General features: G+C 41.4%; 12 protein-coding genes and 1 pseudogene. 7 read left to right on the top strand and 6 right to left on the bottom strand.

The window, feature by feature from the left end; all coding sequences use genetic code 11:
* Positions 1–216: hypothetical protein (locus H6G73_RS24655; RefSeq protein WP_242034297.1), on the bottom strand; the 216-nt coding region annotated here is incomplete at its 3' end.
* Here H6G73_RS24655 and H6G73_RS23685 point away from each other — a divergent pair.
* The 4 genes and pseudogenes from H6G73_RS23685 to H6G73_RS23670 all read left to right on the top strand — a co-directional run.
* Positions 110–1,306 (top strand): annotated as a pseudogene (locus tag H6G73_RS23685) (MBOAT family O-acyltransferase); the annotation flags it as partial. The gene H6G73_RS24655 and the pseudogene H6G73_RS23685 overlap by 107 nt on opposite strands.
* A 513-nt stretch (positions 1,307–1,819) precedes the next feature.
* Positions 1,820–2,902: a photosystem II q(b) protein gene (psbA, locus tag H6G73_RS23680; protein WP_190608931.1), complete on the top strand. Its 1,083-nt coding sequence runs from the start codon at positions 1,820–1,822 to the stop codon at positions 2,900–2,902.
* A 402-nt stretch (positions 2,903–3,304) separates the two neighbouring features.
* A complete protein-coding gene (locus H6G73_RS24650) occupies positions 3,305–5,548 on the top strand; it encodes a Calx-beta domain-containing protein (protein WP_190608930.1) in 2,244 nt (747 codons plus the stop codon).
* A 332-nt stretch (positions 5,549–5,880) separates the two neighbouring features.
* On the top strand, positions 5,881–7,272 hold the full coding sequence (locus H6G73_RS23670) for a malic enzyme-like NAD(P)-binding protein (RefSeq protein WP_190608928.1): 1,392 nt from the start codon (positions 5,881–5,883) through the stop codon (positions 7,270–7,272).
* Between the two features lie 42 nt (positions 7,273–7,314).
* On the opposite strand, the gene H6G73_RS23665 is transcribed toward H6G73_RS23670, so the two are convergent.
* The 4 genes from H6G73_RS23665 to H6G73_RS23650 all read right to left on the bottom strand — a co-directional run bounded on the left by H6G73_RS23665 (position 7,315) and on the right by H6G73_RS23650 (position 11,804).
* The gene (locus H6G73_RS23665; protein WP_190608926.1) at positions 7,315–7,758 is read right to left on the bottom strand and encodes an SRPBCC family protein; all 444 of its coding nucleotides are present in this window, start codon (positions 7,756–7,758) and stop codon (positions 7,315–7,317) included.
* Positions 7,759–7,971: 213 nt separating this feature from the next.
* Entirely contained in the window at positions 7,972–9,411 is a 1,440-nt protein-coding gene (zds, locus tag H6G73_RS23660; protein ID WP_190608924.1) for a 9,9'-di-cis-zeta-carotene desaturase, read from the bottom strand.
* Between the two features lie 150 nt (positions 9,412–9,561).
* On the bottom strand, positions 9,562–9,735 hold the full coding sequence (locus H6G73_RS23655) for a CopG family transcriptional regulator (protein WP_190608922.1): 174 nt from the start codon (positions 9,733–9,735) through the stop codon (positions 9,562–9,564).
* 425 nt (positions 9,736–10,160) lie between these two features.
* The gene (locus H6G73_RS23650; protein ID WP_190608921.1) at positions 10,161–11,804 is read right to left on the bottom strand and encodes a DUF6930 domain-containing protein; all 1,644 of its coding nucleotides are present in this window, start codon (positions 11,802–11,804) and stop codon (positions 10,161–10,163) included.
* Positions 11,805–12,416: 612 nt separating this feature from the next.
* On the opposite strand from H6G73_RS23650, the gene H6G73_RS23645 reads away from it, so the two are divergent.
* From H6G73_RS23645 to H6G73_RS23635, 3 genes are all read left to right on the top strand, one after another.
* Entirely contained in the window at positions 12,417–12,773 is a 357-nt protein-coding gene (locus H6G73_RS23645) for a HesB/IscA family protein (protein WP_190608919.1), read from the top strand.
* A gap of 78 nt (positions 12,774–12,851) precedes the next feature.
* Complete coding sequence (locus H6G73_RS23640) at positions 12,852–13,271, top strand: tetratricopeptide repeat protein (protein ID WP_190608917.1); 420 nt, start codon at positions 12,852–12,854, stop codon at positions 13,269–13,271.
* 133 nt (positions 13,272–13,404) lie between these two features.
* The gene (locus H6G73_RS23635; protein ID WP_190608915.1) at positions 13,405–13,650 is read left to right on the top strand and encodes a hypothetical protein; all 246 of its coding nucleotides are present in this window, start codon (positions 13,405–13,407) and stop codon (positions 13,648–13,650) included.
* A 20-nt stretch (positions 13,651–13,670) separates the two neighbouring features.
* Here the strand turns inward: H6G73_RS23635 and thyD are convergent, their stop codons facing one another.
* The gene (gene thyD, locus H6G73_RS23630) at positions 13,671–14,588 is read right to left on the bottom strand and encodes a thylakoid membrane protein ThyD (RefSeq protein WP_190608914.1); all 918 of its coding nucleotides are present in this window, start codon (positions 14,586–14,588) and stop codon (positions 13,671–13,673) included.
* Between the last annotated feature and the right edge of the window lie 252 nt (positions 14,589–14,840).

Here is a 14,840-nt window from a genome sequence, read left to right as displayed (position 1 = left end):
AATGAATTTATAATCACTATCAAATAGATATACTTTAATGTTTCGCCCAAAATCTAACATATTTTGGGCTGTTTTTATCGCATTTTTCTTAACATTCAACACTTCTGGTTTGGGAATATTTATTAATGTATTTATCCTCTTAGGATTTAAATATTTCAATCCTTTATTAACACTAGTATTGAATTTATCAGATGAGCCACAAGGAAATTTCTTCAAATTTGTGGCTCCTTTAGGAATTTCCTTCTTTACATTTGAATGTATAGCTTATTTAATCGATGTTTATCGTGGTGCTCCAGCTACTCGCCAATTTCTTAAATTTGCTGCCTACAAATTATTTTTTGCTAAACTTATTTCTGGACCAATTACTCGTTACCATCATTTAGCAACTCAGTTGCAAAATCAGCAAATACCTAGCGTAGATAGATGCTCAGAAGCTCTATGGTTAATTGCTAGAGGTGCCATTAAAAAAGGTATTTTTGCAGATAATTTAGGAATTTTTGTAGATTTATGCTTCGGCAATTTACAAAGAGCCGGCAGTTTAGACCTATGGTTGGCAATTATAGCTTACGGATTGCAACTATATCTAGATTTTAACGGGTACGTTGATATTGCCCGTGGTAGTGCTTTACTTTTTGGTTTAGTATTACCAGAAAATTTTGATTTTCCTTACTTTAGTACCAGTATTGCCGATTTTTGGCGACACTGGCACATGACTTTAGGTGATTGGTTGCGTAATTATTTATATTTTCCTCTGGGTGGTTCTCGCAAAGGATTGATTCGTACTTGCATCAATTTATTAATCGTGATGCTAATAGCTGGGATTTGGCATGGTTCCGCTTGGGGTTTTGTAGTATGGGGAGGAATTCACGGTTTAGCCTTAATAGTCCATCGTCTCACAAAAACTGTGAGCGATCGCTCACCCATCGTCGCAGGATTTTGGCGTAACCCTATAGGTATAATTTTTGCCTGGTTTATTACCCAGCTGATGGTATTCACCGCTTGGATTTGGTTCCGTCTTCCTAATATCCAAGACTCTACATTAGTCATACAGCATCTTTGGGGACGTAATGCTGATGCACAGTTTGCCCAAAAAGTATATGTAGAAGCATTAAATCTCAGCCAACCTCAAATGTGCTGGTTACTGTTAGCCATCGCTGTAGTCATGTTGGTTACCTATATCTTCAAGAAAGGTTTAAAGGTAGAGTTCAGTTGGCCAATCAAATTAGTATTTGTACCTTTATGCTTTTATGCCGTTTGGCTGTTCGCACCTGAAGGTGGACTACCGTATATCTACTTTGATTTTTAGTAGCTTCAGTTTTAGTTAACGATTAGCGCAACAAGAATTGGCTTTTGCGTCTGAATATCACAAAACCCTGACGGGGCAAGGCTTATAAGCTATTATGCCCATATTTTCAATGAATGCCGACACAATAAAGCTGTTAAGAACTGTGAACTGGATTTTCCATCAAAAGTACCGAAGAAACCAAAAATTTACATAAGTTAGTAATTATAACTGACTGAGTAACCGTCGAAAAAACAACAATTTAGGGCTTATCAAATATCTGAATAATAAACAGTACCAGGTGTTTTATATGAGGGTTTCAACAGCCTGGTGTTTTGTTTGGCAGATAGGAAAATCTAACCTGACCAAATACTTGAAACTATCTGTAAATTTTGGCAAATTATACTTAATATAACTTCAGAAAAAGATAAGAAACTAAATATTAAAAATAAAGTAAATTGATGTAAACTCCTTTAGTAAGGCTAGATACAAATCTATCCAGCCTAAATGTTTAACAATTACCGCACTTATAAAACCATGACCACAACCTTACAACAGCGTTCTAACGCTAGCGTATGGGATCGCTTCTGCGAGTGGATCACCAGCACCGAAAACCGCATTTATGTTGGTTGGTTCGGTGTACTAATGATCCCCACCCTGTTAGCAGCAACCACCTGCTTCATCATCGCGTTCATCGCTGCTCCCCCCGTTGACATCGACGGTATTCGTGAGCCTGTTGCAGGTTCTTTAATCTACGGAAACAACATCATCTCTGGTGCAGTTGTTCCTTCCTCCAACGCTATCGGTTTACACTTCTACCCCATTTGGGAAGCTGCTTCCTTAGATGAGTGGTTGTACAACGGTGGCCCTTACCAATTGGTAATTTTCCACTTCCTCATCGGCTGTGCTTGCTACATGGGCCGTCAGTGGGAATTGTCCTACCGCTTGGGTATGCGTCCCTGGATCTGCGTAGCTTACTCTGCTCCTTTGGCATCTGCTACCGCAGTATTCTTGATCTACCCCATCGGTCAAGGTTCCTTCTCTGATGGTATGCCTTTGGGTATCTCTGGTACCTTCAACTTCATGATCGTGTTCCAAGCAGAACACAACATCCTGATGCACCCCTTCCACATGCTTGGTGTAGCTGGTGTATTCGGTGGTAGCTTGTTCTCTGCAATGCACGGTTCTTTGGTAACTTCTTCTTTGGTTCGTGAAACAACCGAAATCGAATCTCAAAACTACGGTTACAAGTTCGGTCAAGAAGAAGAAACCTACAACATCGTTGCTGCACACGGTTACTTCGGCCGCTTAATCTTCCAATACGCTTCTTTCAACAACAGCCGTTCCTTACACTTCTTCTTGGCTGCATGGCCAGTAGTTGGTATCTGGTTCACCGCTTTGGGTATCAGCACCATGGCGTTCAACCTGAACGGTTTCAACTTCAACCAATCTGTAATTGACTCTCAAGGTCGCGTTATCGCTACTTGGGCAGACGTAATCAACCGCGCTAACTTAGGTATGGAAGTAATGCACGAGCGTAACGCTCACAACTTCCCCCTAGACTTGGCTGCTGGTGATGTTGCTCCTGTTGCAATCAGCGCTCCTGCAATCAACGGTTAATATTCAACTGGGTTTAATAACCTTAGTTAAATAAAACATACCCTCCAGAAATGGGGGGTATTTTTGTTTTGAGTGACAACAAAATGCCACCAGCAAGATTTATAGGATTATTTATGACAATTACTCATTAATCATTATGAATTTGGTACTTGCTGAATCAGATGAAATGCAAAATCACCTTTTCTTTCTTTGCACCTTTGCGTGAGACAAATTCATATTCTCAATCAGCAAAACCAGAATTTGACTACTGAGATACTGAGATAAAGTGTAGTCTTTTTGCACAATAGCTAAAAAATATTGCCAACCTTAAATTTATTCTGCATATATATAAGCCTCAATTCTCCAACGGTAAACTGAACAAATAAAGCATTTAATTAAAAATTGATACCAAGGGTGATGATCATGCCTACTTACTACGAGTATAACGGCTCTCTCTACGCGCTAACTACCGATATTGGCACATGGCAAGAAGCTCAAGCTGAAGCACTTAGTTTAGGTGGAAATCTTGTTACAATCAACTCACAAGCCGAGCAAGACTGGCTAGTTAGTACCTTTGGTGGTACAGAGCAATTTTGGATAGGATTAACAGATGCAGCAATAGAAGGCCAGTTTATTTGGGCCAGTGGTGAAACATCTACTTATACTAACTGGTTGCCAGGCCAACCCGATAATGGAGGCCCAACAGGAGAAGATTATGCTGTAATGAATTTTAATTCTCGTGGTAAATGGAACGATTACCCCAGTAACGCCTCATTTTCTTTCAGAGGCATTATTGAAATTAAGCAAAATTTACCTACCATAACAGTTACTACTACAGATGCGATCGCTGGAGAAACTCTAGCCACCGCTACTCCCAATCCAGGAGTTTTCACCTTAACTCGTACTGGTAGCACTGCTTCTGCCCTTACCGTTAACTATACCATTGGCGGTACAGCAATCAATGGTACAGATTATACTTTCCTCAATGGTACAGCGACTTTTGCTGTCGGTAGCAGTACAGCAGTCATTGTTGTTAGTCCCATAGAAGATGTCAATTTTGAAGGAAACGAAACAGTAACTCTCACTTTATCCACAGCAACTGGTTATGTTGTGGGTAGCAGCAATAGTGGGACAGTAACCATTACAGATAATGACCTCCAACCCAGAATTAGTATTAACGATGTCGCATTAACAGAAGGGAACAGTGGCACAAAAACTGCTAATTTCACAGTCCAACTCTCCAACCCCAGTTTCCAACCCGTCACTGTCACCTATCAAACCGTTAATGCTACCGCTACGGCTAATTCTGATTACATTAACCAAATAGGAACAATTACATTCAATCCAGGTGAAACCAGCAAAACTATCGGAATTGTGATTAATGGAGATACGATCACTGAAGCTGATGAGACATTTAAAGTGCTTCTGTATTCTCCTGTGAACGCTACCATTACAGACGCAGAAGGAATTGGCACAATTATCAACGATGAATTGCCGCTGTTAACAGTCAATAATGTCACTGTGGTAGAAGGGTTGGACAACAATGCAATTATCACTTTCACTCTTAGCACTGTCTCCAATCAAGCCATTAATGTTAATTACAGCACCACTGGTGTAACTGCCACAGCTAATAGTGACTTTACTCCTGTGAGTGGGACTTTGACCATTCCCGCTAACACTAGCACAGCTACCTTAGCTATCCCCATTATCAACAACAACGTCAACGAAGCCAACGAAACATTTAATTTAGTCTTATCTAATCCTGTAGGTGTAGCTCTCGCCAATAATACTGCGGTTATCACTATTACTGATACACTGCAAAGCAGTATAACCACCACTTTACCTGCTAATGTAGAAAATCTTCAACTCACTGGTACTGCTGCCATCAATGGTACAGGGAATACAGGTAACAATATTTTGACTGGTAATAGTGCTAATAATGTCCTTGCTGGAGGTAATGGCAATGATACCTATCGCTTTACTGCTACCACTGCTTTGGGTAGTGACACCATTCAAGAAACTACCACAGGTGGGATTGATACCATTAATTTGAGCGGGACTACCGCTGGTGCAACTTTAAATTTAGGCCGAACAACGACTCAAACAGTGGTGGCTAATAATCTCAGTCTGACTCTTTCTGCTGGTAATGTGATTGAAAATGTCATTGGTGGTAATGGTGCTGATAGATTAACAGGCAATACTCTGAATAATAACCTCAGTGGAGGATTAGGTAACGATAATTTGCGTGGAGGTGATGGTGCGGATAGTTTAACTGGTGGGGCAGGTAATGATATTCTCGCTGGTGAAGCTGGTAATGATCAGTTTATTTATCGTACTTCTAGAGCCTTTGTCGCTAGTGATATTGGCTCAGACATCATTTTTGACTTTACCCCAGGCACAGACAAAATCGTTTTAAGTAAAACAACTTTTAATGCTCTCCAAAGTGTAGTAGGGAATGGTTTTAGCCAAGTTAGTGATTTTGCAGTCGTTGATAATGATAGTTTGGTAGCTACTCAAGGGGCATTCATTGTTTACAGTAGCAGCAGTGGCAATTTGTTCTACAACCAAAATGGTATTACTGCGAGTTTAGGAACCGGTGCAGCTTTTGCCAATTTATTTAATACACCGGAAACTTTGGCTACTAGCGATTTTATCTTAGTTGCTTAAGTTTTGATGTGGAGATGTTGACAATCTAATTTCTTAGGGTAGGTATTAGACATCTCCGGTAATTAAATATGTGTGGCTTGAAACCTTTGTAGAGACGTTCCATGGAACGTCTCTACATTCTTTTTCGGAGATGTCTATTGTGTACGTGAGTGCAATTCCTACCCAGAAATGGAAATTCAGAGAGGAAATTCCAGATTGGTGATGATTTTGGGAGTTGCACTCAAGACAGTATGGGTCTAACTGATAAATATTAAATGTGATATTTAATGGCCGGAATAGGGCGTTAACATGCTATTCACTATAAAATCAAAAATTTAAAGTCGGATAGCACAATGACAAATCTCACTCCTAATTCTAGTTTTAGTGTCACTCTCCGCTTGCAAATTCCCAATCGAGTGGGGATGTTAGCGTCAGTCACTCAGGCGATCGCTACTAGTGGTGGTAATCTGGGTCAAATAGATTTAATTGAGCAAACCCGTCAACAATCAATTCGGGATTTGAGTGTGGATGCTGCGAGTACAGAACATGCAGAAAGCATAGTCCAAGCGGTGAAAGCATTACCAGAAATTAAGGTCATCAATGTCTATGACCGCACCTTTAATTTACATCGTGGTGGCAAAATCAGTATCGCTAGTAGAATTCCCCTCAAGAGTGTTTCTGACCTAGCAATGGCTTATACTCCTGGTGTGGGTCGGATTTGTAATGCGATCGCTCAAAATCCAGAGGAAGTTTACAACCTCACCATTAAACGCAACACCGTGGCTATTGTCACCGACGGTAGTGCGGTCTTGGGACTAGGTAATTTGGGTCCGGAGGCTGCTTTACCAGTGATGGAAGGTAAAGCGATGCTATTTAAAGAATTTGCAGGCATTGATGCCTTCCCTATTTGTCTCGCTACTCAAAATACAGAAGAAATTATACAAGCAGTCAAAAATATTGCCCCCGTCTTTGGTGGTGTGAATCTAGAAGATATTGCCGCACCACGCTGCTTTGAAATTGAACAAAGATTGCGGCAAGAATTAGACATTCCCGTATTTCATGATGACCAGCATGGTACAGCAATTGTCACCTTAGCTGCATTATTTAATGCTTTGCGCGTCGTCCATAAATCCATTACTGATATCCGAATTGTGATTAATGGTGCTGGAGCTGCTGGTGTGGCGATCGCTCATTTACTCCGCAAAGCAGGGGCAGAAAAAATTTGGATGTGCGATTCTAAAGGTATTATTTCCACCAGTCGCACAGATTTAACCCCAGAAAAACAAGAATTTGCCGTCAAAGCCCAAGGTACTTTAGCTGGTGCCATGCAAGGTGCAGACGTATTTATTGGTGTCAGCGCCCCCGGAGTCTTAACACCAGAAATGGTAGCATCTATGGCTAAAGACCCGATAGTATTCGCTATGGCCAATCCCATTCCCGAAATTCAGCCAGAATTAGTGGGTAACAAAGTAGCAGTGATTGCCACAGGTCGCAGTGATTATCCTAACCAGATTAATAACGTCCTGGCCTTCCCTGGGGTATTTCGTGGTGCCTTAGATTGTCGTGCCAATACAATTACCACCACAATGTATCTAGAAGCTGCTAGTGCGATCGCTTCCTTAGTCAAACCCTCCGACCTAGACCGGGAACACATCATTCCTTCCGTCTTTGATGACCGGGTAGTTGGTGCGGTAGCTGGTGCAGTACAACGGGCAGCCCGTGACGAAGGTATTGCTAAACGTTAATTCATAATTGACAGGAAGTTGGTACTTTCCATTCCTGTCAAATTACATCGATTTGGCGTTTAAGGCGTATTCTTTGAATCTTTCCAAATCTGCTTGGATAGTAGACTCCACCACCTTACCTAAAAACAAATTATCCATAAGTTTGCCAATAATGCCAGGAATGGCATAGGAAACCGTCATTTTCACAATACTACTGCTATGACGGTCATAAAATCGAATTGCCCCTTGATTGGGCAAACCATCAATAGATTGCCATTGAATAATTTGATTGGGAATCACTTTCACAATCCGAGATTTCCAAGTAAATTCTAAACCGCCAGTATTGAGCTTCCACAGAGAAATATCAGGATTATCTTTTGGAACCGTTACCTGATCTATCCACTTCATCCATTTAGGCATTTGTTCCAAATCAGACCATAGACTCCATACTAAATCTATAGGAGCCTCTACTTCGACTTGTACGCTATGCTCTAACCAGTCAGCCATTGGATTTTAGATTTAAAATTTAAAATTTTTGATCGTGATTAATTCCAGGAGACAGGGGCAGATAGAAAGAAAACTCTGAATCTACACCCTTTTCTTCAGTGTGATGGCAACGGACAGAGTGCTTAGGACATTAACTAGCACTAAAACTTAGATAATCAAAGGCTTTTAGCACTGTCACCTGTCCCCTGTTCCCTGTTCCCTGTTAACTGTCACCTATTTCTTCACCGTTTCCAGAATCACCTTTGCAGCCCGTCTTCCAGAAATAGTTGCTCCTTCCATACTGTCAATGTAATCTTGCTGGGTGTAACTACCAGCCAAGAAGAAGTTAGGTATTGGTGTTTTTTGGTTTGGACGATAGGCATCCATTCCTGGTGCTTCTCTATACAAAGACTGTGCTAGTTTAACCACACTGTACCAAGTCATGTTTAACTCTCTGGAGGAGGGGAATAATTCATGTACTTGCTGGAGGACATGTTGAGCGATCGCTTCATTACTTTGTTTAATAAATGGATCTCCCGGTGTCAATACTAGCTGCAACAGAGACCCTTCACCAGGGCGATAATAATCCGCAGGGCTAGTTAAAGCTAAATCTGCAAAACAAGAGAAATCCGCATCAGCCGTATACAGTAAGTTATCTATGCCCACAGCTTCTTGCAGTTGTTTACGTTTTTCCTCGTCTTGCAATTCTGTTACCCAGCCGTCAAACCGCAACTGCACTGTGGCCACAGGCACCGCATCAAGTTTATAAATGTTGTCAAATTCTGACCATTTACGCCACTCTGGGGGCAGTATCCTTTGAATTCCCGGCACATCGCAAGCAAAAACGTAGGCATCAGCGGTGATGGTTTCTTCTGTGTCACCTTGGGCAACGGATATGCCTGTGACGCGGGTTTCTTCCCCTGACTCTGCAAATTGAATTTGCCGGACTTGGCGACGAGTATATACTTTTGTACCTCTAGCCTCTAAATAATCCAGGATCGGTTTATGTAAATACTCATAGGGTGAACCTTCCAGCATTCGCAGAATTGAGGCTTCTGTTCTCACAGCAAAAAACTGGAAAATTGTCAACATACAACGGGCAGAGATGTTATCACAATCGATAAAACCCAAGGCGTAAGCAATGGGATTCCACATCCGTTTAATGCTACCTTCACTGCCTCCATGACTGCGGAACCAGTCAGCAAAGCTAATTTTGTCTAAATTGCGAATATTTTTCATCGCCCCTTCAAAGTCCACTAAACCCCTAACTATGGGGCTAGTACCCAGAGCGATCGCATTCTGTAATTTATCTTGGATGGAAAGTTGGGAAGTTGTAAAAAATGCCTTGAGTCCGTTAAAAGGCGCACCTGTGAAAAAGCGAAAATCTAAAGCTCCCGTGCGTCCACCTTTATTGATAAACATGTGGGTATGTTCTTTCAGACGTAAATTGTCTATCGCCCCCACTTTTTTCATCAACTCAAATAGATTGTAGTAGCAGCCAAAAAAGACGTGCAATCCCATTTCAATATGATTGCCATCCCCATCTACCCAACTACCGACTTTACCGCCAACAAACGGACGTGACTCAAAAATTTCTACTTCACAGCCCGCATCAGCTAAATCCATAGCAGTTGCTAGCCCAGCTAGTCCCGCACCTACAATTGCAACACGCATTCCCACGTTCCTTGTTCAGTTTCTTTACAAATTGTAACTGGGTTGGTGACGGAATTTGCTACTTAACCAGGGAATGGTAATAGGTCATCAATGGTGGCCTTTTGTGAAAACATTCAAAACCTATTACCAATCACCTTTTTTTTGACAGCCTTAGTCCTTCTCCTTTGCTTCTTCGGCAATGGACAAACTTCTAATTAGTTCGCGAATCACATCAGTTGCGGGTCTGCCAGTTTGCTGACAGTATTTTTCTAATTTATCCGCTTCTTGGGTTGCCAAATTGACAGTGATACGTTTAACGGCCCATTTTTTATTTGTCATTATCATGTAATTAGCTGTATATTAACATTACTGGATGTATGGACAAGAGTGGAATCAAAGAAGACGCTGACTCACCTTGAATCTTTTGACACTAAAAATGTCCCTAATTTGATTAACAATTTTTGGTTTGTCAACTGTTTCCCACATTTATCAATTGGTAGAAATAACATAGATTTTCACCTGTACCCAGAGTAAATTGTCATGCTTCGTAATATTTTTCAAACTTTTTTAATTACCTTTAATTTTGGCTACTGTGGATAATTTTTATTCAAAGTATAGATAATCTTACTCGTTATTTTTATTTCGTGAAAAAAATTATTTTGAACACCAGGGAAAAAGAGAGAACACAGACTGATGGAGAAGGCTTTGCTACCAGGGGGGACTGATAGAATAAGTCCCCACACTCAGTGATGCTGTATGTGGGGAGGAGATTAATCCAATTCTAATTGGGGCATGAGTTGGAGAGTGCCAATGCCTAAATCTTGAGGAGAGAGCGATCGCGCTTCAAACAAAGCCATCATATCTCGTAACTGAGGATTACCACGAGCAGACCCCGTGAGTCCTTTAGCGATGATTAAGCCACAATAGCCCTTGGTGTTTTTACAACGTTGATTCCACTTTCTCCTAGCTTCCACATGAATGGGGTCATCGTCTAGAAATTCCCCAAACAGAAACAATTCACTATTTTTTGTTTGTAACAAACCCAAGTCATAGCGATCGCCATCAAAGGGATCTGCACCAGGATTAAAGCAAATTCCCCTAAGTCCACCAGCTGCCTCTAAACTTTCAATCACCGTTTTGGCTTTGGGGCGGGATGTTTGAATTAATACTACAGGTAATCCATCACCAACTGGTTTAATTTCCCCAACTGGGTGGTAAGTCACACCATGACGCAGGTACTCCAACATCTCCCAAGACACCACACCCAAACTGAGAAAAGAATCTTCAGGAATTAAATCATCCCGTAGAGTTTGAAATGCAGATGATTCATAGTCTTCCTCCTCATCCTCATCCTCTAAATCCTCTGTCATTTCCTCTAATTCTGTTGCCAACTCTGGCAAAGTCGAAACAGTCACAGATACAGATTTTGCGTTTTCATCCACTGTTTCTGGTAGCGGAATCCGATAGCGATGGCTTAAGGGAGGAAAAACATCGGCATACAACTGACGACGGTGGTCACGGAGAAAGCGGAGAATGCCTTCTAGCGCCACTAAAACTACCAAAGCCTCTTCATCATATAAAACCACTCGCAACCCTTCTAACGGGTGAATATTCCCGAAAGTAGGGAGAATTCCAGAAATGGGGAGGTCGGCTAAATCTTGCAAATCATCTTCATCGTCGTCGTCCTCATCAGACTCAAAGGTGAGGAAAAAACAATCTTGCTTGAGGAAAGCTTCTTCTAAATGTTGGGTAGAATCTTCATTTCTCAGTACAGAAGACCGGAAGCGTTTGAGGGAGTCCTCAGACCGATAGAGCAAAATACCATACTCCATCCCCAGCATCCCCATCACAGAAGCATAGAGTGTGCCTACATCCCATTTATTAATCTCGATGGACAAAATTTGCTGTTCTTCTAACAAATCCCAAGGGGCAGCTTGCCACATGGCAAAAGCCTTTTCTTGGAGAACTTTGGCGAATTGGGGAGGTAAATCAGGAGTTTGATTATCAATGACTTCTGAAAAAGAGCGGAAAAGTTCATCAATTAGGGGTAATTCTGGAACATAGTCAATGGCAATGTCCAAATCTTGTAAAACTCCCCGCAAGTAAAATTGAATTTCCCTATCTCTCACCACAATGCGTTGGGGTCTGGCAGGTTTACCTGGACTCTGGGGGTGTTCCATCGCGCGCATCAAGGTACGCACAATTGCTTCCGGTCCGATGGCAGCATCTACCATATCCATACCCCGAACCACTCCTTGGGAAGCATCTACCCAAAGAATACATTCTCCCTCAGACTCTGGATCTGTATATTGCGTATGCGATGATGACAATGGACGGCGATCGCCCTCCCATACAGAAGGAATTTGCGTTAATTTCTTCAGCCGACGACTGGTAGAGCGATTAAAACTTGTCATAAAGTCAGTAAATCCAAAAAAAGCTATTTAGAAGTAGACTTTTGGGAATGGTTAGCCTTGGATTAAATTCTCCCGGCTGCACCTGAAGAGTGGTTGCTGCTCAGACTAAATAAAAGGCTGGAATTCCAAAAATACCTATTCTCTAAACAAACCGAATCTCTCAATTCTAGAATAAAAATCTTTAGCAGCTTTTAACGCAGTGTTTACAACTCTTAGGCAGAAGGAAGGAGTTACAGAAGTTCAGAAGTTACAGAAGTTCAGGAGTATGCCTACGGCACGCTGCGCGAACAGGAGTCAGTAGGGGCGGGTTTACAGATACCATCAACTATGAACAAGAATTTTGGTAAACCCGCCCGTACAGAAGTATGGCTAACGCCATGCTGCGCGAACAGAAGTAAAGAAGTAAAGAAGAACGGCTATAAATAATACATTAGTTTCTATCCCTGCCCCCTGCCTTCTGCCTCTTACCAAAATCTCACTTAATTTTTGGATTTTTCCAGTCCTACAGGCTGCAATCTAGCTAAAATGAGTACAAAAACATTAACAAAAACCCAGAGGCAGTGAAACGCCTTAGAGGGTATGAATCAAACCAGTTAAGGAGTTGAAAAGCAGATGACACAAGCTACTCAGCCTCAACAGCGTGGGATTATAGTCACTGAATCAGCATTACGGCAAGTCCTGTCTCTACAAGATAAGCAAGGTAAGGACTTGTGTTTACGGGTGGGAGTGCGTCAAGGTGGTTGTTCTGGTATGTCTTACATGATGGATTTTGAGGACATCAGCAAGATTACCCCCCAGGATGAAGTTTTTGATTATGAGGGTTTTAAAATTGTGTGCGATCGCAAGAGCTTGTTATATCTCTACGGTTTGCAGCTAGATTACAGTGATGCCATGATTGGTGGTGGTTTCCAATTTACTAACCCCAATGCCTCTCAAACTTGCGGTTGCGGCAAGTCATTTGGGGTGTAAGATTGTCAATTGTCAGTGATTAGTTGCCCATGACAACTGACCACTGACTACAGACCAATGATTTATGACTAATGACCAATGACTGAGACAGTTGAAATCCTATTTGATACAGGTTTAGAACGCTATAAAGCTGGAGAGTCAGTAGAAACTCTCATCCCTGTGTTTAAAGAAGTGTGCGATCGCTCTCCCCGTAGCAGTTCTGCCTGGATTTGTTTAGCTTGGCTATACCTACTCGACAATAAAGCAAATTTAGCTTACAAAGCTGCTCAAAAAGCAGTCAAGTTAAATCCTCAAGACCCCCAAGGTAGAATTAATCTCGCTCTAGCTATGCTGGAAACAGGCCAAAAAGGCTTACGGCAACACATTGACTTCGCACAACAGTTGATATTTGTCAATGAAGAATGGAAAGAAGAAGTAAAAAACAGCATTGAAGATGGTTTAACTAGAAAACCAGATTGGAAGAATTTAGCGAAAGTAAAAAGCTGGTTGTTTGAATAATTTCAGGCAACGAAGTCAGTCCCCAAGGTAGGGCAATAGAGGATACAAGCAAGCAGAGGATTTATCCCTACGGCAAACTACGGTAACAGGGACAGAAGAAATCTATCCAGAATCACCAATTACCAATTACCACATGAAAGATAAATTGTTAAATTGGCTCAACTTAATCTTAGTTGCTGATGTATTTCTAGTTTTGTTAGGGTTTGGCTGGTTTGCCGTAGCCGTCGTAGGGAATGCTTCAGGGATCAACTTAGGGTTAGATTTATGGCACAAATTATGGCAGCCATTATTTAACCCAGCTATTGGTATCTTGATGGGAGGTGCTATTCTCAATGGAATTATCAATTGGGTCACCAAAAAATTCATCAAGAATTCTTAGAACAGCAACAACATTATTCACTACAGAATTTGTTTGAGTGCAGCTGGCAGCGTCGGATATTTATACTCAAACCCAGATTCTAAAGTCCGCTTCGGAAACACTTGCTGACCGTCTAATACCACCACAGCACCATCACCTAACAATGCTTCTATGGCAAACCCAGGTACAGGTAGCCACGATGGACGATGCATAACCTGACCCATGGTTTGGCTTAACTCCGACATCCGCACAGGTTGAGGAGCAGTAGCATTATATACTCCTTCCATGGTTGGTTGATTCAATGCTTGAATAATCAAGCTCACTATATCGTCAATGTGAATCCAAGAAAACCACTGACGACCGCTACCAATGGGGCCACCAGCAAACAATTTAAATGGTGTAATCATTTTGCCTAAAGCGCCACCATTACCTAAAACAATACCAAAGCGCAAAATGACCAACCTTACACCAGCTTCTCTTACCTTTCTCGCTTCCGCTTCCCAGTTTTGACACACTTGTGCGAGGAAATCATGACCAGAGGCACTAGTTTCATCAAAACTGGCAGTTTCGCTAACACCATAGTAGCCAATTGCCGAAGCATTAATTAATACTTTGGGTTTGGCTGGGGCTTGGGTAATAGCTTCTACAACTTTTTGTGTACCCAGTTTGCGACTATTCAAAATTGTTTGTTTTCTCTCTGGTGTCCAACGTCCCTCTGCGATGGGTTCACCTGCCAAATTGACTACAGCATCACAACCAGAAATAGCATCTTGCCAAGCACCAGATACACCAGGTGTATAATCTATGATTTCTACATTTGGGAAAGCTTGAGCAGGAAAAACTTTTTGAGCAAAGGCAGTATTGCGAGTAAATATCAGTAAATTATGCTCTTGTTTGTGTAGTCTTTCTACTAAATGACTACCCACAAATCCTGTTGCACCTGTAATTGCTATTTTCATGTGATTCCATTAAATTTCCACCAATTATTATTATTGTAAAATTTTTCCTCAATTTTTCGACCTATCATTATGCTTAAAAAAGTGTTTTTTTCTTTTTTATTGATTTTATGAGCCTAATTATTCCGTTAGATATACAGCACTTTGCGCGACTAAGTGGTAGAGTAACAACAGTGAGAAAAATAGTTTTGAAGTTGCTCAGAGGAGCATAAAAGTATGCCAATTTTTAAGAGTATTTCGATAGCAAAGATATTC

It is taken from the genome of Richelia sinica FACHB-800 (assembly GCF_014698825.1).
GTDB lineage: Bacteria > Cyanobacteriota > Cyanobacteriia > Cyanobacteriales > Nostocaceae > FACHB-800.
The sequence above is the reverse complement of the archived record's forward strand: the minus strand, read 5'-3'. Positions and strand labels throughout refer to the sequence as shown.